General features: G+C 48.7%; 17 protein-coding genes. 2 read left to right on the top strand and 15 right to left on the bottom strand.

Annotated elements, in window-relative coordinates; all coding sequences use genetic code 11:
* Window positions 1-3 precede the first annotated feature (3 nt).
* From IEY24_RS01850 to IEY24_RS01820, 7 genes are all read right to left on the bottom strand, one after another.
* Window positions 4-351: a DUF488 domain-containing protein gene (locus IEY24_RS01850; protein WP_188928098.1), complete on the bottom strand. Its 348-nt coding sequence runs from the start codon at window positions 349-351 to the stop codon at window positions 4-6.
* Window positions 352-586: 235 nt separating this feature from the next.
* On the bottom strand, window positions 587-1,492 hold the full coding sequence (locus IEY24_RS01845) for a helix-turn-helix domain-containing protein (RefSeq protein ID WP_188928096.1): 906 nt from the start codon (window positions 1,490-1,492) through the stop codon (window positions 587-589).
* A gap of 27 nt (window positions 1,493-1,519) precedes the next feature.
* Window positions 1,520-2,329 (bottom strand): SDR family oxidoreductase, encoded by an 810-nt coding sequence (locus IEY24_RS01840; RefSeq protein WP_229221203.1) that lies wholly within the window; start codon window positions 2,327-2,329, stop codon window positions 1,520-1,522.
* A gap of 214 nt (window positions 2,330-2,543) precedes the next feature.
* Window positions 2,544-4,049 (bottom strand): RagB/SusD family nutrient uptake outer membrane protein, encoded by a 1,506-nt coding sequence (locus IEY24_RS01835; RefSeq protein ID WP_229221201.1) that lies wholly within the window; start codon window positions 4,047-4,049, stop codon window positions 2,544-2,546.
* A 63-nt stretch (window positions 4,050-4,112) separates the two neighbouring features.
* Window positions 4,113-7,151 (bottom strand): SusC/RagA family TonB-linked outer membrane protein, encoded by a 3,039-nt coding sequence (locus IEY24_RS01830; RefSeq protein WP_229221191.1) that lies wholly within the window; start codon window positions 7,149-7,151, stop codon window positions 4,113-4,115.
* A 623-nt stretch (window positions 7,152-7,774) separates the two neighbouring features.
* Window positions 7,775-8,587 carry a class I SAM-dependent methyltransferase gene (locus IEY24_RS01825; RefSeq protein WP_188928092.1) on the bottom strand — a complete coding sequence of 271 codons (813 nt, stop codon included), beginning with the start codon at window positions 8,585-8,587 and terminating at the stop codon, window positions 7,775-7,777.
* 162 nt (window positions 8,588-8,749) lie between these two features.
* Window positions 8,750-10,066, bottom strand: a complete 1,317-nt coding sequence (locus IEY24_RS01820) for a vanadium-dependent haloperoxidase (RefSeq protein ID WP_229221182.1) — start codon at window positions 10,064-10,066, stop codon at window positions 8,750-8,752.
* Window positions 10,067-10,294: 228 nt separating this feature from the next.
* On the opposite strand from IEY24_RS01820, the gene IEY24_RS01815 reads away from it, so the two are divergent.
* Entirely contained in the window at window positions 10,295-10,912 is a 618-nt protein-coding gene (locus IEY24_RS01815; protein ID WP_188928090.1) for a DUF3455 domain-containing protein, read from the top strand.
* A 1-nt stretch (window position 10,913) separates the two neighbouring features.
* On the opposite strand, the gene IEY24_RS01810 is transcribed toward IEY24_RS01815, so the two are convergent.
* The 4 genes from IEY24_RS01810 to IEY24_RS01795 all read right to left on the bottom strand — a co-directional run bounded on the left by IEY24_RS01810 (window position 10,914) and on the right by IEY24_RS01795 (window position 19,174).
* On the bottom strand, window positions 10,914-14,957 hold the full coding sequence (locus tag IEY24_RS01810) for a hybrid sensor histidine kinase/response regulator transcription factor (protein WP_188928088.1): 4,044 nt from the start codon (window positions 14,955-14,957) through the stop codon (window positions 10,914-10,916).
* A gap of 278 nt (window positions 14,958-15,235) precedes the next feature.
* Window positions 15,236-16,012, bottom strand: coding sequence for a hypothetical protein (locus tag IEY24_RS01805; RefSeq protein WP_188928086.1), 777 nt, complete (start codon window positions 16,010-16,012; stop codon window positions 15,236-15,238).
* A gap of 189 nt (window positions 16,013-16,201) precedes the next feature.
* The gene (locus tag IEY24_RS01800) at window positions 16,202-18,844 is read right to left on the bottom strand and encodes an ABC transporter permease (RefSeq protein WP_188928084.1); all 2,643 of its coding nucleotides are present in this window, start codon (window positions 18,842-18,844) and stop codon (window positions 16,202-16,204) included.
* Between the two features lie 3 nt (window positions 18,845-18,847).
* Window positions 18,848-19,174 (bottom strand): PadR family transcriptional regulator, encoded by a 327-nt coding sequence (locus IEY24_RS01795; RefSeq protein WP_188928082.1) that lies wholly within the window; start codon window positions 19,172-19,174, stop codon window positions 18,848-18,850.
* 234 nt (window positions 19,175-19,408) lie between these two features.
* Between IEY24_RS01795 and IEY24_RS01790 the strand changes: the two genes are divergently transcribed.
* Window positions 19,409-19,888, top strand: coding sequence for a hypothetical protein (locus IEY24_RS01790; protein WP_188928081.1), 480 nt, complete (start codon window positions 19,409-19,411; stop codon window positions 19,886-19,888).
* 18 nt (window positions 19,889-19,906) lie between these two features.
* Here IEY24_RS01790 and IEY24_RS01785 read toward each other — a convergent pair whose 3' ends face one another.
* The 4 genes from IEY24_RS01785 to IEY24_RS01770 all read right to left on the bottom strand — a co-directional run bounded on the left by IEY24_RS01785 (window position 19,907) and on the right by IEY24_RS01770 (window position 23,403).
* Window positions 19,907-20,296: a hypothetical protein gene (locus IEY24_RS01785; protein ID WP_188928080.1), complete on the bottom strand. Its 390-nt coding sequence runs from the start codon at window positions 20,294-20,296 to the stop codon at window positions 19,907-19,909.
* Window positions 20,297-21,112: 816 nt separating this feature from the next.
* Entirely contained in the window at window positions 21,113-22,288 is a 1,176-nt protein-coding gene (locus IEY24_RS01780) for an epoxide hydrolase family protein (RefSeq protein ID WP_188928079.1), read from the bottom strand.
* Between the two features lie 85 nt (window positions 22,289-22,373).
* Window positions 22,374-22,910 (bottom strand): Crp/Fnr family transcriptional regulator, encoded by a 537-nt coding sequence (locus tag IEY24_RS01775; protein WP_188928077.1) that lies wholly within the window; start codon window positions 22,908-22,910, stop codon window positions 22,374-22,376.
* A gap of 100 nt (window positions 22,911-23,010) precedes the next feature.
* Complete coding sequence (locus IEY24_RS01770; protein ID WP_188928075.1) at window positions 23,011-23,403, bottom strand: T9SS type A sorting domain-containing protein; 393 nt, start codon at window positions 23,401-23,403, stop codon at window positions 23,011-23,013.
* Window positions 23,404-23,838 lie beyond the last annotated feature (435 nt).

The raw sequence follows: 23,838 nt of genomic DNA, 5'->3' as shown, positions 1-23,838 counted from the left end.
CTACTATGCTTTTTCCAGCAGCTCTTTCAAAACCAGCGCCTGGTTACGGTCTTCTGTTTTGGCCGAAAAAAGCAAGGTAACAACCTGATTTTCTACAACCAGCGAGCGCAATGCATTCAATGCGTCCGAACCTTTCAGTTCCTCCCGGTAACGGGCGCCGAACTCGTCCCATTGTTCCATGTTGGCATGAAACCAGGTTCGCAGCTCGTTGGAGGGCGCTACTTCTTTCATCCAGCGGTCGATACGGGCCGCTTCCTTGGTGAGGCCCCGCGGCCACAGGCGGTCTACCAATACACGGTAGCCGTCGGTGGCCGCTGCGGGTTCATAAATGCGTTTTGTTTGGACTGCCATACGTTATTGATTTAAAGGTTTTACATCCCTTTAAAGTTAGCCATGGGAGCCGGTTCGCGGCCAGTTTTGAAAATATTTTTTATCCTGAATTCACCCTCGGTGGGAGACGAGCGCAATACCACCGGACAACCTTCCGTACGCATATTTCGACTGATTTGATCAAACAAAATAAGCCGGTCGCGATCCCAGACCAGTTAATATTTCCCGCCAAGTTTGTAGCATTTCACGCCAACCGTTAGTTCAAGTTCCTGAATGCGCTGGGCGATTTGCCGGTTTTGGTTTTGAATATTTTGGTAAAATGAGAAGGGTGCTCAAAACCGAGATCGTAAGCTATTTCGCTGATCGACTGCTCTGTCCCCCAGAGTAGCGATTTGGCTTTGTCGATCATCCTCAGGTGAATGTGCTCTTGGGTGGTTTTACCGGTGAATCGGTTGAGCAGATCAGAAAGGTAATTCGGCGACAGGTTCAGCTCGGAAGCGAAGTATTTGACACCCGGCAGGCCGATATCAACCAACGTGTCCTTGGCAAAGTAATCGTTCAGCAGCCTTTCGAAATGCTGCACGAGGTCGTTACTAACCTTGGCGCGGGTGTAGAACTGGCGGTCGTAGAACCGATCGCAGTAGTTGAGCAGCAGCTCGATGTTGCCGGAAATGAGCCTGAGCGTATGCTTGTCGATATTCTGGGAATACTCCCGCTCGATCTTGGCCACACAATCGCGGATCAGTTGCTTTTCGTCGTCGGAAATGTGCAATGCTTCATTTACATCATAGTTAAAAAACGAGTATTGATGCATCTTTTGTCCAAGTTCGGTGGCATTGAGTAGGTCCGGATGGATGAACAGCGCCCACCCTTCCTCTACGCCTCCTTCCTCGATGCTGCCCGTTATGACCTGCCATGGCGCTGTGAACATGAGCGACCCTTCGCTGAAATCGTAATGTCCTTTGCCGTATTTCAATACACCGTGAATGCGCTTGCAGGAGATCGTGTAAAAACCAAACCGGAAGGCCGTAAGCTGCCGCGGACACTGCGCGTAGAAACGGGTATTGTCGATCAGGCTGATCAGCGGATGCTTGGGACTGGGGGCGCCTACGTATTTGTGCAGGCCGCTAATAGACTCGATATCAAGATACTGGCTGGTCATAACAGTGAAACGGCTGAATAATAACTGCTAAATGTGGGCGGCAATGAGGTTTTTGATCGCGAGATCATCCATTTCCTTTCTGGCTTGGAGCAACTGCACTGCATCGGCGCCCACCGGATAACGCAACTGCTGGGAGTGGTCGTTGGCCGCCTGATATATTGCTTCGGCTACCTCCCAAATTCGATCCGACATCGGCCAATTGTCCACTTGTGCTGCGAAGGCATCGTAAGCAGGCATATAGTCCAACAAATCACCGGCGCCAAAAGTTGCCAGCGACCTGCCTGCAAAATCCGTTCTATAACCGCCCGGTTCCACAATCTTTACCCTAATACCCAGCGGTTCGAGCTCGTATTGCAGAGATTCCGAAATCCCTTCCACCGCATATTTGGTAGCATGGTAAAGCGTCGAGAACGGAAAGGCAATCCGTCCACCCATCGACGACACATTGACGATCACCCCGCTCCTGTTGCTGCGCATATGCGGCAAGACCGCCTTGATGACCTCGATCACTCCAAACACATTCACATCGAACTGCTGGCGCACCACCTCTTCTGGGGCTGCTTCCAGCACACCCAGTGACCCGTATCCCGCATTATTGACCAATGCATCGATACCGCCAAAGCGCGCAACCCCTTCTCCAACTGCATGCTGAATGCTCTCGCTATCGGTAACGTCCAAACGTACGAGCATCACTTGATCGAGCCCGGCCAGTTCCGTTTCCTTCTCCGGCGAGCGCATCGAGGCGATCACATTCCACCCATTTTTTTGAAATAACCGCACCGCATCCTTCCCAAATCCCGAAGAAGCGCCTGTAATCAAAACTTTCTTTGTCATCATTTTGGTTGTTTATTTGAATGATGCAAAGGTGGTTGGTCCAGAAGCGTCGGGCTTATAGATTTCTCGGGAAGACTTATACTTTTCAATAGAGACTTACCCGTCAGCCAAGCTATATTTTCTCTGCGTAAAGCACTGCTTGAAATCCTGGGCCGAGGGAAGTAAAAAGCCCCTCAAACGCGTGTTTGAAGGGCTTTTGCAAAGCTCTATATAAACCCTAATAACCCGGATTCTGTTTGAGATTGTTGTTAACGGCTATTTGTGGGCTTGGGATTGCGTACACAAGCGTTTTCGGGTCCGGATCGGCGGGTTTGATTTGCCCTGCGAGCAGGAACTTACCGTAACGGATCAGATCCTGTCTTCTCCAACCTTCCCAGTACAATTCTCTTGCGCGTTCATCAAGCAGGTTATCAAGGCTTAAGGTCGCCAACTTGGCTGCGCCACGGTTGGTCCGGATTGAGTTTACAATGGTGAGGGCGTCGGCAGCACCGCCCGGTGTTCCCCCGCGCAAAATCGCTTCCGCTTTCATCAATAGTACATCCGAATAACGGTAAACCACCCAGTCGTTGTTTCTCTGGCCTTTTGAAGCATAATCGAATGGATATTTAATAACCCGAATCCCCGCCGTTTCCAATGTAGCACCGCTGGTCCGGATCGTAATGTCCCTTGTGAAAACCAGCGGTTGCGTGGCAGGGTTTCTGGCCATCAACGGCTTGTTTGTCACCCAGCTGGTCTGCTGCCCTTCCAGAAAACCAACGTTCTGGATCTTGTAGTTTTTGCTGCGGTTCGAAGTGGTATCGGCCGGATAGTTGTAATAAATACCTCTTCTTTCATCGCCAGCCGCGAATTTGTCGTAATAGTTAGAGAGCGTTGCCCAACCGTTCCATCCGCCCGGGGTCATGTTGTAATGCGATACCGTCCAGTAGGCCCTGTCCACACCGCCGCCCCGGACGCCTTCTTCATTGTATAGGGTGAAGATATTTTCAGTGGATTTGGTATTATTATCCGGAGCAAAATTGTCAAAATACTTGCCTGGAGCAGAGATTGTGTAGTCCTTAATCTCGTCGGCGAGCGCGACCACCTTACTCATATCAGCAGCATCGAATTTAGGATTTTGCCTATCCAGAAATGCTCCTTTGTTCAGATACACTTTCATCAGCAACACCCGCGCAGCATTTTTATTGGCAACATATGCCTGGCCGGTCGAAGGCAGATCTTTCATGATCGTGTTTATTTCTGATATGATAAAGTCGATCGCTTCCTGTGGACCAAGCGTTTTGGGGAGCTCGCGAAAATCTTCCAGACTCTCACGATAAGGCACCACGCCCCACAAATCCAGTACGTCGAACATAGCCAGTGCCCGGATGAAGCGAGCTTCCGCTGCCTGCTGGGCCGAGGGTGCATAGCGCAACACATTGGAAGCTTGATAAATAGCTGTTAGCAATCCACCGAATGTATTACTCATATACGAATTATCGGCATTCCACGTATGCAGGTGAATAGCCCTGTGGGTTCCATTGTCATCCCAGTCGCCACCGCGAGTGGGTGCCACAGCCGCATCCGTAGAAAGCTCCTGCAAACACCACCGGTTGTCTTGCTGGTAAGGGCCGTTCAGTGACGAATAGGCGCTTATCAGCAGCTCGGCCGGATTAATGTTTCCTGTGGTACCCTTTTCCAATGCACTGCCGAGTTTCTCGTCGAGATCGGTGCAGGAAAGTAGCATTGAGCAACTTAAAATTGCCGCACAATATGATTTAAGTTTCATAAAATCTTTGTTTTTGATGAATTACAACGAGAAGTTTACGCCCAACAGGAATGTTCTTGCCGATGGGTAAGGAATGTATTCTATCCCAAGAGACGGAATTCCGCCGTTGGAACCATCGGTGTTTACTTCCGGGTCGAAACCTTTGTAGCCGGTCAGGACAAACAAATTCTGGCCGGTCAATGAAAAGTTCAGGTTTTTGAAAACTTTCCCAATATTACCAACGCGGTAACTGAGCGTAACGTTAGACATTTTCATGTAATCACCTTTTTCAAGGTACCTGGTCGAAGGCGCTGCCGAGTTGGAAGTGGCTTCCTTGATATCCTTGTTGAAGAAATCCTTCGCAATGTTTTTGGTAGACAGGTTATTGATGCCCAGCACCGTTGCGAAGGTGTTATTAAACAGATAGTGCCCAAACGCGCCGTTCATATTGACCACTGCCGAGAACTTCCTGTAAGTCACGTCTGTGGAGAAGCCCAGCAGATATTTGGGGTTGGGGCTATGTACATAGAATTTGTTCTGTGCAGGGTCCACGGAAGTGCTTACGTTACCATCCGCTCCCTCGTACATACTGGTTCCGGTAGCCGGATCGAGGCCCGCATATTTGGCCAGGTACCAGACGTTGAGCGGCTGGCCGCTTACCATTCTTTGTCCTAAAACGCCCGAGAAGCCTTGTCCTCTCAACGCGGCGGTTTCATAGAAGCCGGGTAGGCCTGAAACGCTGTTTTTCAGGTAGGTTGCATTTGCAGAGACGTTCCAGGTCCAGTCTTTTGTTTCCAGTACCGTACCAGTCAACGCCAATTCCACTCCTTTGTTTACCACTTCTCCATCCAGATTGACCCAGATCTTACCACTTGGCGCAGGCTGGGCGAGTGTCCTTTCGAACAATCCGTCGGTCGTCTTCTTATTAAAGAAATCGATCGAACCTACGATTTTGGATTGGAACAAACCAAAGTCAATTCCGCCGTTAAATGTCTCGGACGTTTCCCATTTAAGGTCCGGATTTCCGAAATTGGCCTGACTGATGCTCTGCGTGCCAAACACGTAACGATCACGCGACGCGCCCGAATCAAACTCCCGGTTACCGGTTTTACCCCATCCCAGGCGCAGCTTCAAGCTATTGACCACGCTGTTGCCTTTCAGAAAAGACTCATTCGAGACGTTCCAGGCCAGTGCCAGCGCCGGGAAATTGGCGTACTTGTTGTTTTCTCCAAACTTGGTTGAGCCATCTCTGCGGATAGTACCGGTGAGCAGATACTTGTCCTGGTAGTTCAATCCAACACGCAAGAACAACGATTGCAACTGGTTGGTAGGTGATTTGTACGAATTGATTCCGCGGTTGCTGGCTACGGAGTAGTTCAGGTAATCGTAAAAATCCAGGCCGACATCAGTAAATCCGCTGCCGCTCAGGGAATTCCAGCTATTAGCATAATCCAAAAATTCGTAACCGGCCACCGCATTGATATTCAAATCTTTACTAATGTCCTTGTTGTAGCTCAGTGTCTGCGTTAGTTGCTGGTTGGTTTCCGAATTATTCCCGATAAAAGCGAAACCGTTTCTTACCTGCGCCGGGTCAACCATTCCTGCTATGTACCTGCCTTTTCTGTTACCTGTCTGACGGGTAACGCTGTAAATAAGCTTGTATTCCAGATCATCTGTGATCTTATAGGAAGGCGCGATACTGGCTACGGTCGTGTTGACAACGGCAATATCCTTATAAGCTTTCAGGGAGGTCAGCGGGTTGATCGTCGTTGGGCTCACATAGGTAAGCGAATCGGCGTTCACACGCAATGGACGGGTTGGGTTCCAGGTCAACGCCTGTGAGATTACATTACCGGTAAAACCTACGCCCACGTCGATCGGTGCGAGGTTTTCGTTTGTTTGGGTAAACAACACGTTGAAATCAAGGCCGAGTTTTTTGCTTTCAAGGAACTTGAAACTGCTGTTAATGCTGGCCGTATATTTTTTGAGCCTGGAAGTTTCGATGATACCCTTCTGATCCATATAGCCGGCCGAAACGCGGTACTTGCCATTGTCGGTACCACCCGTGATGGCCATTGAATAGTTCTGAACAGGCGCCACGCGCGTTATCTCATCGAAAGCATTGACATTTCCTCCGAAATCAGCGCCTTTCAGGTCGTTGGGCGCATAAAACTGCACCGCTTCCCTGAATTCATTGGCACTCAACACTTCCGGTTTCCGCAAAAGGCTTGATACCCCGGTTGACGCATTGAGACTGATTGTGGGAGCACCGGACGCACCTCTTTTGGTGGTAATAATTACAACCCCGTTTGCACCGCGCGAACCGTAGATGGCTGTCGCAGAAGCATCTTTAAGGATATCCATACTGGCGATGTCATTCGGATTCAGGTATGCAAGCGGGTTACCGCCGTCTGAGCCAAATCCCCCACTTCCACCCGGACGCGCCGAGCTACCTGAAAGCGGAATTCCGTCAAGGACAAACAAGGGATTGTTTCCGGCACGAATTGAAGAGTTTCCACGGATACGAACCGTGGTAGCACCACCCGGCTGACCTGTGTTATTGATAACCATAACCCCTGGCGTGCGCCCCTGGATCAGCTGGTCGGGTGCTGTAATGACCCCCTTGTTAAAGTCTTTTGGTTGCAGTGAGACAACAGAACCTGTCACATCCTTTTTCTTAACAGATCCATAGCCGATCACGACTACTTCTTCCAAAGCCTTTATATCGTCGTTCAAAACCACATCGATGGTCGACTCGCTGCCAACCACTACTTCTTTGGAAGTGAACCCGATAAAACTAAACGCCAGCGTGGAAGCTGGTGGTGTAGTAATCGTATAGCCGCCCTCCATATCACTGGATGTGCCCTTGCTGGTTCCCTTGATCGTAATGGAAACCCCCGGCAAGGCATTACCCTTGCTATCTGTCACTTTTCCTTTGATAGCGATGTCCTGGGCGTACACCTTGCCCAGAAACAATGTACAAATCATGATCAACGCGCCAAGCCCTTTTATGCCATAAGACACGGACCTTTGCGCGTTCTCTCCGACGGGGCGAAAAAGACGCTGAGAAAAATTCATCATAAAGAAATTAGTTAGTGTTTGAAGAATGAAATAACGAGAGTCGGGCCATCAGGTGGCGGTCAGGTGGAAGCATACATGGAGTTTTTAGTTTTGGTTTTAGTTAGGCATTGGCAATAGTTCCCTGTTCACGCTAACGGGCAGCGTGCGTACGATCGTAGACGAAAGCAGGTCATAAAAGCAGAATGGGGTGTAAAGTCTAAGCAACGCTGCCACTCTGCTGAGTCGAAGAAGAAAGAAGCTTTAAGTCAATAAAAAGAGCATTATTCAAATAACAAATAACATTTACTGATTTAACCGAAGGTAAATTAATACAAATAGCTCGGATAATGCAATAGAAAAATTTAAAAGCTGACATTTTTGTCTACAAATTTACACTTAGCGCATTTTATCAAACTATTGTACAATATTGACATTAGAGAAATCCAAAAAGGATCATTGCAGGTCTGGGAGCTTTGACAATTGTGGAGCTAAGTGGGGTCAACCCGGCTCTTGTGTGACGATGTTTTGGCAATAGCCATCGGTCCGTTCTGAAATTCATTGTAAACCGCACTTGCAACAAATAAAAAGGCCTGTACCCAAATTGCTGCCGCAAAATGAGTACAGACCTCTCTCGCCAAGTTTTTCTATCGAAGAATTGTAACTTTCAGGAATGTGGCAGGAATCGATGTCACATTTTTGTCGCTACTCTGATTCTGGCTTTCGAACAAAGCTCCCAATTCACGTAGAAGATCGGCTTGTTTTCCATTTACTTCGGCCGCTTCAAATGCATTCATCGTAGGGCCATAGTATTTTCTGAACGTGTCGAGAAATGTTGCCGGGGAAAATGGCGCCCGAAATGTGAATGTTTCTCTTTCGAAAGAGATGTTGTCTTTCGAGGCGCCTGCCGCAACGAAACGTTCTATTACATTGGTTTCTACTCCCCACAGCATCGGACTGACGAAGCCCTCCGGCGGGGCGGGCGTGTAAGCCGAGCTTACTTTGAGGATCTGTGCAACAAGGGTCGGGTCGCCAGGTATCCAGTTACCCATCACAATTTTGCCACCGTGACGCGTCACGCGAAACATTTCTTTCGCTACGTCAAACGGCTTGGGCGCGAACATTGCACCGAAAACACTTACTACCAAGTCGAACGATTCATCGGCAATGTCATTGAGGTCAATCGCGTCGCCTTCCCGGAATGTGATATTGGTCAGCCCCTCCCGCTTTACCCGAGCATTGCCGGCTTCGACGAGGTTCCGGGCAATATCCACACCCTGAACATTCGCGCCCAGCCTGGCAGCAGGTATCGCTGTGGTGCCGTCGCCACAGCCAAGATCCAGCACGTCCATGCCCTTTTTTATCCCTAATTTTTCTACCAATGCAGAGCCGCTTTCGCGCATTGTTTCTGCAAGACGAGTGAAATCACCCTTTTCCCAAAGTGCTTTGTTTGCATTCATTTTATTTTTCATTTATAGTTAATAGATACTGATTTAGATTTTCGTCAAGCCACTCCCAAATAACACATCAAGGAGAGAAACAGGGCGAGAAGCAGGGTTGTTAAATTAAGAATTTTCATGGCCAATTTAAGTATGCCGGCGGGTTAGCCGGGCATCGATTTATTATTCGAATTTCAATGCATTAATCACATTTTGCCCCACGATTTTGCCGTGCAACAAACTCACTTCACACGTTTTGCGGTAGTGAATCCCGGCGTACACCCTCGAAACCGCAGCCTCGGCGGCAGCTTCGTCAAACGAGTTGAATTGTCTCGGCGCGAAAGCGGGGAGGTTGTAGGGCTTGTCGGTGTAATGGTAGTGTTCACCAAAAGTAGCTGTCAATACCTCGGCGGCCGCCGCCGACATCACCGAGTGCCCCGAGGGATATTCCGGGTGAGGCGGCGTCGGGATCACAGTATTCCATTCAGGATGGTTCAAGATGGTCCGGATGTAGGTGACGGGGCGCACTCCCTGGTAGACGTATTTCCCTTTGCAAAGGCTGATGGCACCGTCCGACATCGCTATTCCCAATTGCGTAAATGCTTTTGCCGCAACTGCCAGCCCTGGCTTCTCGGTCGCCAGCACCTGGCTTAACACATTATGCCATGAATTGTCCGGCCAGTACGTGGCGATCGTCCGCTGCTCCTGGGTGAGTGACTGGGAAATGTTGTAGAGCTCCTCCACCTGTTTGTAATATTCCGAAGTTTTATCTTCCGAATAAGCTATCGGCGCGCCTTGTTCCGCCCCCGCATCACTGTTTGAAACAATCGTACGTACCTTGCCCCAGTTCGAAAGTATGGCAGGCCCAAATGCAGGCGGCGTGGGTTTCCAGTACGCGGCTCCACCTAGTGGCGTATAAGGTGTGGCGCTATCATAGCCATCGGTTTTAGACCATTCGAAGACCGCTGCTGCAATTTTCTTCCCGAAGTCGACGGAATTCGCGAGCACATCCGGTTGCTGGTGCTGCTGGTACTTCGCCAGGTTGACGGCTTCTAGCGAATCGATGCGGGCCAGGGTGATAGCGGAAATCCCGGGATGAATCGCCCGGTTGATAGCCGCAAGCGCTGCATTGGCGCTGGCCGGGTAATAATAGGTCAGCGACGGGGACGGTTGCGGCAGTGCAGGCAAGCCATTGAGCTGCGAGGCAATCGACCGATAACCCGGTAACCCAGGCTGCAGGGATTCCCACAGTGCGACACCACTGTAAGCCCACCTGCGGGCATGAACGGGCGGTGAGGCGGGCATGGCCTGCGCGATTTTCAATTGCATGTTGAGCCACGAGGTAACTACCTCGGGAGAGCTGACCGGCTCAGCCGGAACTTGCGGGCCATCGTGGTCCGTGCACGAGAGGGTGAACAGGGTGCAACCAAGCAACCCGATCGCCGATTGTCTGATGCGTTTCAATACGCTTGCATTTTTCATGACTCTTAAATTTTTCATGTTTAATAGATAATTGAGGCTGCAAAATTGGGGTGTAGCGGCTGGCAAAAACTTGTAATGACGAAGCAAATCCAGGTAATTATGCGTCAGCTGCCGAGCCTGAGAATGCGCCGCGCATAACTACCCGGATTTGCATCCGGATTACAATCAGCGCCCGTCGGCGGCCCTTAGTTTTGCCACCGGTTAAATCAACCACGCTTACCCAAATCATTTACATTAAAAACAGCTATGAAAAACAAAATCTTTTTCCGCCGCACCGGCCACATGCTAGCATTCGTCGTTTTGCTTGGCTTCTTCGATGCATGCACTGATCACGATGATCCCAAACCGGTCATTACGCCAGCCGATCACATCCAGCTAAGTGAAAACCTGGCGATGCCTGCCGCATTTTCTCTTCCCCCCGACACGAAGGGTTATCAACGCGTGGCGACCTACTTTGCCGTGGGTGTGCAGAAATACAAGGCGCAAGTGAAGGCAGGTGTAACTCCGGTTCAGTACGAATGGGTGTTTGTCGCACCGCAGGCAGATCTTTATGATGCGTCCAATGTTAAGATAGGCGTCCATTACGCCGGTCCCACTTGGAAACTGGCAAGTCCCGGCCATACGATCATGGGACAGGCATTCAGTCCTGCCAAAACATTTTCGAGCGATCCGAACAGCATCGATTGGCTATTGCTGAGCAACAAAACCGGACAAGAACCGACCGGCATATTCCAGGGTGTAGGTTACATTTTCAGGATTGCGACCAAGGGCGGGAAAGCGCCGGTAACCCCTCCGGCCGATATAGCTTCCACTGCCGAAGTGCCTTACACCGCCGTTTACCGGTTCGTCAAACGCATTCTTTGATTTACGCTTCTTTGTGGGAAACCCTTGCGGAATACTCGGTGGGGGTTTCTCCGAATTCCTTTTTGAAGCTTTTGCTGAAATACGATTGATCGTTGAAGCCCACGGCATACCCAATCTGGGTGATCGTATCAGCCTTTTGGCGGATCATTTCCGCTGCCTTTTGCAGGCGCAGGTCGCGGATAAAATCATTCGGGGCAAGGCCAGTAAGGGCTTTCAGCTTTCGCAGCAGCTGGGTACGGCTAAGGCTCATTTCCTCGGCCATTTTTTCAACCGAGAATAAAACATCCTCCATGTTCGCCTCAACGATCTCTTTGGCCTTCATTAAAAATTTATCGTCAAGCGACATTTCCTCCGCGGGCGTCACTTGTACCCGGATGCGTTCACGGTAACGCTCGGCCAGTTTCTTTCTCAGCTCGATTAGGTTCGCGACCCGCACCGTGAGCTCTTCCACCGAAAAAGGTTTGGTCAGGTAGTCGTCCGCACCGGTTTTCAGCCCGTCGATCCGCGACTCCTGGCCGCTTTTCGCCGTCAGTAAAATCACTGGGATATGGCTGGTCCGTTCGTCGGACTTGATGCTGGCGGTAAGCTGCATACCATCCATTTTGGGCATCATCAGGTCGCTGATGATCAAGCTGGGCAATACTTTCCGTGCACATGCAAGCGCCTCGGCACCGTCCGGCGCCTTGTAAATGATGTAGTCGTTTTCGAGCAATGACGCCATGTAGCCGCGCAGTTCGGCATTATCCTCCACGATCAACACTGTTTCGCGCTGTGCCGAGCCGCGGCTTTTGGGTCCGCTAGCATCTCGTTTGTTTTCTTCCCGTTCGTCCAGCGGCAGCGATATGGCCTGCGCGGACGGCAAGGTATATCCGCTCAACCCCGCTTCGACGATTTGCTTCGCATCAAACGCCTCCTTGCTGACCGGTATCCGGATAGAGAAAACAGATCCTTTCCCCACCTGACTTTGGAGCGAAATATCGCCTTTATGCAGTTTGACGAGCTCCCTGGCAAACGCAAGCCCCAAACCGGTGCCGCCATCCTGGTTCTCGACAGTCTGCCGGGCCTGGTAAAACGATTCGAACACCTGTTTCTGCTCTTCCGGAGCAATGCCACGTCCGGTATCCGATACGGCAATGCAAAGCATTTGTCTGCCTGATTGCTCATCCATGTTCGCCTCAAACTTCACCAAACCACTTGCCGGTGTGAATTTGAATGCGTTTGAAAGCAGATTAATGATCACCTTTTCCAGCTTGTCGGGATCAAACCAGAAAGACCCCTCAGGCACGCCGACTGATTTTTCAAAAGAGATTCCTTTATGCTGCGCCAGCGAGTCGAAAGAAGATGACAGCACACTCAGAAACTGGCGCAGCTCCACATTTTGCACCTGCAGTTCCATTTTTCCGGCTTCCAACTTTGAAAGGTTAAGCAGTTGATTGACCAGCTCTAGCAGCCGGTTAGCGTAACGCTTCATAATAAGCAGCCTGCCCTGTTCGGCGGGTGGTTTTTTGGCCAGTTCTTCCTCGAGAGGTGCTAAGATAAGCGTTAGCGGCGTGCGGAACTCGTGGGATATATTGGCAAAAAAACGCGATTTCAGCCGGTCCATTTCTTTCAGCTCTTCTGTTTGGAGCAAGATTTTTTCCGTCCGTTCGCGTACTGTATCTTCCAGGGCAAGCTTCTCCTTTTTTAGCTTTCTTTCCCGAAAACGTACCAGTATGGCTGCCATTCCAACCAAAAGCAGCGCGTAAATCGCCAGTGCCCACCAACTGCGGTACCAGGGTGGCAGGACGATAAACACCAGCCGGTCTTCGGCTCCCGCATTGCCATATACGTCCCTGCCACGCACGCGAAACACGTAATTCCCTTCCGGTAAGTTGGTAAAATCCACAAAGGACTCTTCCGTCCAGGCCGACCATTGGTCGTGAAAACCCTCAAGAAAATATTGAAATTGATTTTTGTTTGAAAGGTCATAGCTCGGCAATGCGAACTGAAACCGTAGCCTGTGCCCATAAGCGATTTCTGGCACCGACTGACGCCCCCGGAAACTAACCAGCGAGTCCTGGTCGATTGAAATCTGGCGGATGAGCGTTTTAAACGACTTCCCGGCGCTGATCTTCAAGTTTCTATCAAAAAGCACGATCCATTTGTTGGACCCAAAAAGCATAAACCCATCCCCGTTATCGTGGATTTTGGAAATGAGCGCATCCGATAGCCTGCCCGAAATCGGCAGTCGCCGCATCCGGTTATAACTGTACTCGAAAACATGGCTTTGATAATTGTGGTAAAGCGTAAACCACATCGTTCCGTCGCGGCCTGCGATGATTTCATTGATCCACCCGCCTTTGTAAGGCGCCACACTGGTCGTGATCAGCGAGTCCACTTCAAAAACGCGCTTATCAGAATTGAAGCGGTGCATTGCTTCGTCGGTGGATGCGTAGACGGTATTTCCCACCCTTTCGAGCCAGCGGATTTTATTCGATGATAGTCCATTCTCCGGCCCGTGGTGGATCAACTTGAATTCCTCTCCGAGGGTATGCTGCTGCGAGCGCATGTTCTCAGGCGTCTGCCAGGCTATTTCATAGATTCCGTTTCGGCGACTGTTTATCAGAATCGTCCCGTCCGCAGCCCGCGCAAAACTTTCCGAGTAAAACTTCATATCCTCGCGCCTGCTGCCCTGTACCCATTTCCCGTTGGAAAAGAGCAGCTCTGTAAGTCCGTTTCCTTCCAGGCCAACCAGCAAATGCGTTGGCGGCTGCGCCTGGCGCGATTCCTCAACACGCACAACGTGCTCTTTTGCCAGTAGTGATTTGTTTCCTTTTTGATCGAGCCTAAAAACACCGTCATAGTTAGATACAATCAATTCGTCACCAAACACCTGGCAATGCATCGTCAAGTTGTCGATTCCTTCAATTTTCTTAAAATAGGGTTTTAGCAAACCTTGTGACGGCACGCGGTTCAGCTCGAAAAGCCCCTTGCTATTGGTCGTAAACAGTTTGTTATTGAATACCTCGATATCCATTGGATTTTCGTCGAGGCCATGATTTTCGTTCAATATCCGGAGCGGCGAGTTGGTTTCAAGACGGCTGATCCCATTGTCGGTTGCAAGCCACAAATCCTTTTCTGCGTCTTCAAAAACCGAATAGACCGCATCGCTTGAAACCCCCTCCTTGCGGCAGAAGTTACTACGGATCGCGCCGTTCCGGTCCATCAGGTAAAGGCCCGAACCGGTGGTAGCCAAGGCGTAGTCCCCATTACTCAGCCGCAGACCATGATAGACAGCATCCCGGATCCGAACCCTTTGCCCATTCCTCATGAACGGTTCCAGCTTTGATCCGTCGTAAATGAAAAACTCCTTACTGAGCCCGACTGCCAGTAGCTTGTTTCCTTGATATGGCAGCAAGCCGCTGAGCCCCATCCCTTTGAATGCCTCCCCTCCCGGGACCGGTTTCAGCCCATCTTTGTGTTTTCGCAACAAACCCTTTTCACTTGTGCTCACATACAACGCCCCATTGACGAGCCAGGCAAAACCGAGCGCACCGATATCACTTTTCCAAACTCTGAACCTGCCATTCACCCATTCGAGAATGTGCAGATCGCAAACGAAATAGACAGAGCCATTGTGGGCAAAGGTGAACCAGACGTTTCCGAAGTTCCAGTCGGAGCGGTTCAGTTTGTTTTTCAGGGAGTGGAAATCCGTTTTATTTTTGTCATTGATCGCCAGGTAACCCACCTCGCCAGATCCACCCACATAAATGCGCCCCGTCGAATCTTTGGCCAGCGACCGTACCGGGTTGCCCTCCGTAGTTGGAATGAGCTTCCATGAAACCCCATCATATTCGAGCACCCCGGAATTATTTGCTGCATAGATGACGCCGTTTTCGCCCTGGGCCAGCGCCCAGTTTTGAAACGCTGCTTTATATTCATTTGTGGAGTAATTAGTGATAAAAGGAAGACTCTGCTGCCAGATGCGGGCCAGCGGCGATTCAGGACTCTGCGCCGCAACATCCGGGCCCATCGCCAGAGCGAAAAGCAGAATTATTCTTTTCATGGGTTTGTGTCGTTGAAGACTACCGTAAGCGCGCCGAGCCACTTGTGGTAGCGAGATGCGCCACAGTTACCTGGAAATGCAACCTGATTACCTGGATTTTCTTTGGTTCATCGATACCCGGCCAACAAGACGCTCGAAAAGCTGGTCTGTAAATGGTATAATAAATAAAAGTATTGCATTTTGAGAGCGGTTGCAATGAATCTGCGGGCAATCCGCGGAAGAAGTTAGTTAACGGATGTCAAATACTTTTCGCCATAAAACCCCGATCACCTGCCGCCCTAATAGGTATACTTTATTAGTCCCGGTGTCATCGCGCAAAGCAGTGGGTTGTGCACCTTGGTTTCTTGGGTAGCTAACCTTCCCTTTTCATCGTACGTCTTTTCTATCATGGCGAGCAGCTCTTTTGAATTGAGCAGATACTCCCCTATTTGTCGGCGGTTCCCTGAAAACTTGTGTTCAAAAATTCTGATCACATTGTTTTTCTGATCATACCACGTTTCCAGGTTCACGACGGCGTTGTTGTATCCGTATTCCACGCGCCGATACAATTGATTGTGCTCATCGGTCCACCTCTGACCGACTTTTTTCCCATTTTTATATTCATATTCGACCGCTCCGGTCAGCATCTTTTGTTCGGGCTGGTGCCTGTTGAAATATGTCTTTTCAAATTTCAGCACACCATCCTTATACACAAATTCCGATTCGTAATAAGCCACCCAGCCCGGCAAGGATCCGTGCCTGTAGTATTGGATTTTACCCGTTGTTATGCCGTTGACATCAAAAAAGTAGTCAGTATATGACTGCATCTGCAAAACACCGGAAGCGTCCCTGCTAAAAGTCTCGACCTTACTTAGCTTACCTTCGGTAGTGTATGTGTAACGCTCTTCGTAGCTTGGCTCCTTACAGTTTGCATCATTGCAAGATGCCTTTATCTTCAATGGGGCCTCATCGTCATAGGCGACGTGATTGGGTACTATTCCAAACTCAGAAGGGTCACTTGACTGACATCCTATCCAAAGCGGCATCAAGAGCAGGAGACGTAACATTTTTTTCATAATGTCAGGATTTAGTTTTCAACCTAAGACGCTGCAAATCACTTGTTGGTTGGAATCAACCAACAGCTTGAACTGCCACGGCTCCATCCTAACTGCTGCATATGAACGGCTGAAAGCGAAGCTCCTCTCAAAGAAGCCGACGACTATCACCAGGGCTTTTGACGCCACATTAAAAAATGTAAAGCAACATTATTCGCTGCGCAAGCTCTTTACTGGATTTACCAGCCCGGCCTTGATGCTTTGATAACTGACTGTGAGCAGTGTTACTGATAATGCACCCAGCCCGGCCAGAACAAAAATCCACCATGAGAGTTCGGTGCGGTACTGGTAATTTTTGAGCCAGTCCGAAAGTATATAATACGAAATCGGCGCAGCCAGGCAAAATGACACGAGGATCAACATCAAAAACTCCTTCGAGAGCAATCCCCAAACGTTCAATACCGATGCGCCCAGCACTTTCCGGATGCCGATTTCCTTGGTGCGTTGCTCAGCCATGAAGGAGGCCAGGCCGAACAATCCCAAGCAACTAATCAATATCGCAAGGATAGCAAAACCACCAGCGAGCCGACCGATACGCTCTTCATTTCCAAACTTGCGCGCGTATTGGTCGTCTACAAATTTATATTCGAAAGGAGCGTCGGGACTGTAAGTGTTGAAGACCCGCTCAACTTTTGATAGGGCTTCACTGGCCGACAGTTGCGGAGCAAGGCGGATATTAATGGTATTGACATTGCGATAATCCAGCAAAAAAAAGCTCGGTTTGACGGGGCTAAACGGATCTTCCTTAACCATGTTTTTTACAATACCAATTACCGAGTATGCCTTACCGTTCGTCCGAACAATCTCGCCAATCGGGCGCTTAAAATTCATTTGTTTTACGGCTGCTTCATTTAGAATTATCGATGAGCTATCCGTCGTAAACTCCCGGGAAAAGTCCCGGCCTGCCACTAGTTTCCACCCAATCGTTTGTCCGAAGTCGTGTGAAACAAAATTTGCCATCAGCAATGGTTTGGTATCGCTTCTTTTACCCTTCCAAGAGATATTGGTCGTGCCGCCCGACTGCTCGGTCATCGAACCCGTCGACTCGGCCATGCCGCTTACAGCGCCCGTGTTCAGCAAATCATTGCGAAGGCTCGTATAGTGCCCGTATAGTTCAGGCACATTCATTTTAACTTCGATCAGTCCGCTGCGGCTGTAACCTATCGGGCGATCTTTGGCGTGTTCGATCTGGCGGAACACGATGATGGTGCCAATGATGAGTGTAACGGAAACTGTAAACTGGAAACCAACCAGTACCCTGCGTGGAATAGTGGCCGAACGTCTGCTGCGCATAATGCCTTTGAGAACTTTGACAGGCTGAAATGCCGACAAGTACAGCGCGGGATAGCTACCCGCTATCACCCCAGTCAGCAGACTAAAACCCAGTCCGGCCAGCCAAAACAGCGGATTTGTCCATAAGATAACCATGCTTTTCTCTGCTACCTGATTAAAAAACGGCAATGCGAGCTGGACAAACAGCAGAGAAAGGATAAATGCCATCATCGCCATAAGGAGCGATTCGCTGAAAAACTGGCCAACCAGTTGGCTGCGCAAGGAACCGATTGCCTTTCGGATCCCGACTTCCTTGGCCCGTTTCTCGGATCGCGCGGTGCTCAGGTTCATAAAATTGATGCAGGCCAACAGTAGTCCGATGACACCAATGCTGCCAAACAGCCAGACGAAAGTAATAGTCCCTCCCGTGTTGACGCCATCTTTAAAATCTGCATACAAATGCCATTTCGATGTCGGATGCAGGAAAAATTCCGGTTTATAGCCCGGCGGATCATCCCGTTTCATGCGGATGTCCTTGATTTTGGCCGATACCTGATCGAAGTCTGCGCCCGGTTTAAGCTGGGCGTAAATCTGGTAAGAATTGGAATCCCATTCATCGCGGTCGCGTTTCGCGCCCGGATCATTCGCCGCAAAAAATTTCCAGGGAATCAAAAATGTTACATTTTTGAACGAGTTATTGGCCGGAAAATCTTCGTAAACACCCCCCACCCTGACCGTCTGTTTATTGTCCAGTTTAATCAGTTTACTAATAGGATTACTCGCCCCAAACATGGCACTGGCGAGCGATCGCGACAGCAAAATCGAATTTACATCATTGTCTCCGAATCGACTGCCTGCCACTATATCCAAAGAAACCATATTGAGAAAATCGGGTTCGACATAACTGCCTTGCCTCATTAGTTTCTTCTCGCCGGCGACCATAATCACATCCCGCGACACCGATAGACTGACCGCTTCAAAATCGGCATATTTACCTCGTAGTTCCCGTGCAAGCGGAATAGGCATTACGTCGTAAGACGACTTCTCCACATCGAACTTGACGAACTGCCATAGCTTGGCCAGCCGGTCATAATGTTTAAACTGCTTATCGAACGACAGTTCATCGTAGATCCAGAGCCCAATGAGCATAGCCACGGCCATGCCGGAAGCCAGTCCGAAAATATTAATGAAGGAATACACCCGGTTCTTCGCAAGGTTGCGAAATGCGATCGTCAGATAGTTCTGTATCATGGCAGGGTTCAAAAAAGGTGAAGATGATTCTGTTTTTGATTCAGCTGCCATTGCCCGCAGCTGGCGGCTGATAAAGTAAGGCCTGCAAAACCGGAGGGTTTCCCGGACATACAACCTGCGCGCGGCAGCTTCTCCGAGTGCAGCTACGTGCTGCTCAAACTGTTCGCGCAGGTCACCGATCAGTTCTTCTTGCAGTCCGGCCGGGCACACGAATCGAAGCAGCCGATCAGCCCACCCGGGTGGAAGCGGCTTTTGTGAGCGATTTGACATAGATTATGAGAAATTCAGGTTTGTCATTGCTCCCCACAAATCTTCACGAACCTGCCGCATTTCATCCAGCGTGCGTTTTCCGTGTGCCGTGATCGAAAATAATCTCTTTCTACGCCCTCCCCTGGCGGCTGTGGCCCCGCCCAGTTCGGATTTCACAAAACCCTTTTCTTCCAGGCGGTACAATGCCACATGTACGCCGCTGAGATTAATGGATCGGTCGGTTCGTTGTTTGAGTTCTTCGGCAATATTGAGACCATACGCGGCTCCATTCAGGATCGCAACCGTCAACAGAACGAGTTCTTCAAATTCACCCAGGTAGATTCTGCTCATAGTTCTCGGCAATCACTTTTATTTTCTTACTATTTGCTAAACAAATCGCATGCCAAAAACATAACAACCTCAATATTAAAACATTAACTTATTTTTAGTGAATTATTTGTCCAAAATCGCACAAATTGCGTCCATTCCTGAACTATGAAAATGACTTTACACTTGGCATCTGTGTAATAATTTTCGTTCAAATATTATAAATTACGATACTTTTGGTTACAAAATTTTCTAGTCATGTTGAGATTACTATTTCCCATACTGCTTTTAGCTTTCTGTGCATGCCAAAAGGATCGTGTCATAGACGACGATGCGGCTCGCCTTCGAGGCGAATATCCTGTCCAGACCTACATTATTAATGATGATACACTCTTTTCGGCAGGCAAAATCAACAAAATTGGTGTAGAAGACTTCAAGGTGATTGTAAGCAGGAAAAGTGCCGATTCGCTCAGCCTTGGGTATTCCTGGACCAACAAATCAAAACAAAGTTCAGTTTATTTCCGACAGTTACGCTTGTCAGGCAAGGATGGTCAATATCAGTTGGCGATGTCATCGGCAACACCACATTTTTATGAGGGAACAATCTTTCAGGGCGTTTATACCGAGCGCACCTCGCTCGCAGGTCTAGGATTCGTCCTGCTTCCTGAAAATTACCCATTAAAAGACATTTCTGATCCAACCGGGGGCAGTATTAAAATTATTGCCAGTAAACAGTAAAGATCTGTTCCTTATTGCCTAGTTGACTCGTTTCCATTTTGATACGTAATTGATGGCTGTTCTATTCTCAATATTAAGCTCCATCGTGTCAGCATAAAATTTGACGGTGTAATAGGATATGCTTCCACCGGGAGTCCCTATATTCAAAAGCGTATCAATCCAGTATTTCCTGGTGTTCGTTCGATTGGTGGTCAAATCGTACTCTACCAGCACGCTATCAGTAAGGAAGTTCCAATATCCTCCCGGTTTGTCATACGGTGGTCGGTATTCGCCGTTACCCGAGTAGAAATTTTCCCATTTGCCAAGGATAGCTTGCTGTGGGTTGATTTCATCTTTGTTGCATCCCCCCGTGAGTGCTATCAGCACAAATGCAACGGATAGCTTAATTGAGATCTGGGCGATTTGCATTTGATCACAGATTAAAATTGATTGAGAATCCTACAAATTCATCGGATAAATTGCAACGGATTTAAGCCCAGACACTCCGCAGGCGATCAAAGTTGCAATGGTGAGAGATAAACTCCCGCGCCGGTGTTGGTTTTGCCTTTTGTTGCTCGCCAGTGCACCTATTTCACTTTGACATTTGTCGCTTTAATTTAACAAGGTTTGCGTACGAGATCTCCTTTAATGGCAAACTTGCTATGCACTCTATGAATGGTTCATTCGAATAAATTGGCAGTTCAGTCGGCTTACATATAGTCAGAACTTCTACGCCAATCTGCCCTTCTCGTGGAAAAGCTATGTTATAACCCCTACCATAAAACGCATAGGTTTTATTTTGGTCAAGTCTTGTCTTGTCATCCTGGAAATGCACTCCAGGTAAGCGCTTTATCTGGCCAAGGTGGAAGTATGTAAACTGCTTATTGATCATTCCATAATCCTTCTCAAACTGAGTTACCAATATACCGGTAGATGGAATATCGTAAATACGCGCCCCCCCTCGTATAACCGTTGCGAACCATCTTTGAGGCCACTCAAAATCAAGATATTACCTTGATAATTGTAAGAAATTCGGTATATCTCTTTTTCCGAAAAATTGCATGAGGCGATACACCAGATCAGTATTATGCATTGAGCAACCGTAATACTTTTCAATTTAACTTGTTCGTCAATCATACAATCCAGATTTAAACAACTGTTCTCCAAGTAATGGTTTTCAGCTGGTCCCTCACTTACGAGCTGCAAGTTTGGTTGCTTCGAACGCAACCGACTAGTGCCAACTAGCTATTTGTGGATAGCTGAAAAGAAATGCCGGAGATCGTCTACCAGCAAATCGGGGACCTCCATTGCCGGAAAATGGCATCCTTTTCCATAAAAAGACCATCTGTCGGGTTCGCCCATGGAGTAAGCCAATTTCTTCAAAAGGCTTTCATCTTCTTTTTTCCCAAAACAAGCGATTGCGGAAGGAATCTTCGGAGGCGCCCACTGGTTGGCCTGCTGTGACTTGTCGCCGCCCCAATCAAATGCCATACTCATGTTTTCAGAGAGGATTGCAGCGCTCGACGCGCCCAACTGATTGAACCAATACAACGAGACATTCGTCAACATCTGATCCAAACCAATAGCATCTTCCGGCAGGTTTTTGTCCTGGTCGGTCCACTCTTTATATTTTTCAACGATCCATGCAAGCTGCCCCAGCGGGCTGTCCGACAAGGCAATCCCGACCGTCTCCGGCCTGGTTGCCTGTATTTCCAAATAGGCCGTCCCGTCCTTTTTATATTGCTTCATGCGTTCCAGTGTGACGTTTTCTTGATCTGTAAAAGACGAGTGGTCTGAAGGAAACATGCCCAGTCCGGCTACTGCGAAAAAGTCCGAGTTGATGTGTGTCCCAATCAAATGATCCGCAGCAACCCCAGACATGATCCCGGCGATGCCAGCGCCCATGTCACCTCCATGCACGGCGAATTTTTCATAACCTAACTGGTCCATCAAAGCGGTGAATGTCGCTGCGATCCTGAACATATTATAACCTTTGCTATGGACTGGCACAGAAAATCCAAAGCCGGGGATGGAAGGAATAACCAGGTCAAATGCGGTCTGAGCGGAGTCCTGAGGATTCGTAAGCGGTTCAATAACGCTGGTAAAGTCCGCAAATGACCCCGGCCAGCCATGTATCAGCATCAAGGGAATTGCATTTGCTTTGGGTGATTTAATAAGCAAATAATGGATGTCCTGCCCTTGAATTTGAGTGATGAAATGGGGGTATTGATTCAATCTGGACTCCTGCTTTTTCCAGTCAAATTCGTTTAGCCAATAGTCGGCAATTTTCTTGAGATAATCCACCGGAACACCCTTTTCCCAGCCGCTCTGCGTTGTCGGGTTGGGCCAACGGGCATTGGAAAGTCTGTTTTTGAGGTAATCAATGTCTTGGTCGGAGATTTGAATTTTAAATGGTCGCATGATTGTCGAGTTTTGAATGTGAAACTGATAACATTACAAAAATCGGCACCATGCAGCCGGCCGACGATAACAATTGTTAATAAAGCTACCTTCTGTTTCTGATCCTGCTCAAAGAAACGGAAGTAACACCCAGGAAAGAGGCAATGTAATGTTGAGGCACCCTTTGAAGGATTTCCGGGCGTTGCTCCACCAATTCCCTGTATCTTTCCTCGGGACTGTTTTTGATCCTTGAAAGAAACAGTTTTTCTACATACAGCAGCCTTTGGAGGGTCTGCTCTTCCATCGCTTCCCTGATCAACGGCGAGGCTTCGATGATCTCGAAGTAATCCTTCCTGGTGAGCGTATGCACAATGGAAGGTTCAAGGCTCTCGATCGAATAGAGGCTTGGTTGGTTGTAACGGAAACTTTCTGCCGAAGAAACCCCCTCTCCTTCAAAGAAAAACTGAAAAGTGATATCTTTCCCGTCCTTGTTGAAGGAAAGCCGAAGGCACCCTTTTTCAATAAAGTAAACCTTTTTAGCGGTCTGACCTTCGTCGAGCAGCACGGTCTTTGCCGGAACTTCCTCCCGCGTGAACAAGTAACCGAATTTCCTCCATTCAGCTTGTATGGATTGGTCTGCCATGAATTTTTGAGAAAGTTGACATGATAGCTCAGGCTACGTGTGTGCAGGCGGCAGCCCTTCCGCTGAACATGAGCGAAAAGGCTGCCTACCGGTTTATGTGTTATCCCAAAGATACGATTCGCTGCGCCTCGACCGACCGGGTATTTAACTCGATGCTTTTTACTTCTTTGTGTTTGCCGTCAATCAAGACAACTTTGTAAGTCCCGTCTGGTAGCTCGCTAAGGTCAAATCTTGTACGGGTAGCAGCATCGTCCTTTTCGATGGTTTTAGATGCTAAGGTATACCCTAACTGGTCGACAATATTTACCAAAACCTGTTTTTCTGCTTTTACAACGTTGACTTCAATTTTTCCATTGGTGGTGGTTACAACCCAAAATCTGGTTTTTACCTCTTCCCCGCCGAGGTTCGAGGCTACTGTTCCGGGTTTTGCATATCCCGTTGAAGAGAAGACAAGAGATGCTGTTAAGAGCACTAATGCGATGAGCGTTTTCATGGTTGCTTATGTTTAAATATGATTGATTAAAACCGATCGGGGCGGCTCCGCTCCCGACTTCCGACACAATGTTAACCACCGGACCTCACCTTCAAAAACAGATTCGATAGATAGGCATAAAACAGCGACGGATTGACCAATCATACATTTAAGTTCCAGAAAATAAGGAACTTAATCAAAAAAACCAATTCATAGACCAGAATGCGGAATTGGTAGAGCAACAAGCGGAATTCATTGAATACAATGCGGTTCAATTACAAAACGGCACGAAAAAATGACTTAAGAAACAAACATAGAACTTAATGTCAGAAATGACAGGAATATGCAATCGTTTTGAAAATCAGCTGCTGCACAACCGGTGCGCACTTGTAGATATTACCCTACACTATAGAGACCTGCAATATCTTCGGTTCCAATTTTTACTCCATTCAGAAG

Origin of the sequence: Dyadobacter endophyticus (assembly GCF_014641595.1) — a bacterium.
GTDB classification, from domain to species: domain Bacteria; phylum Bacteroidota; class Bacteroidia; order Cytophagales; family Spirosomataceae; genus Dyadobacter; species Dyadobacter endophyticus.
This window is presented reverse-complemented; position numbering and strand designations above follow the sequence as displayed.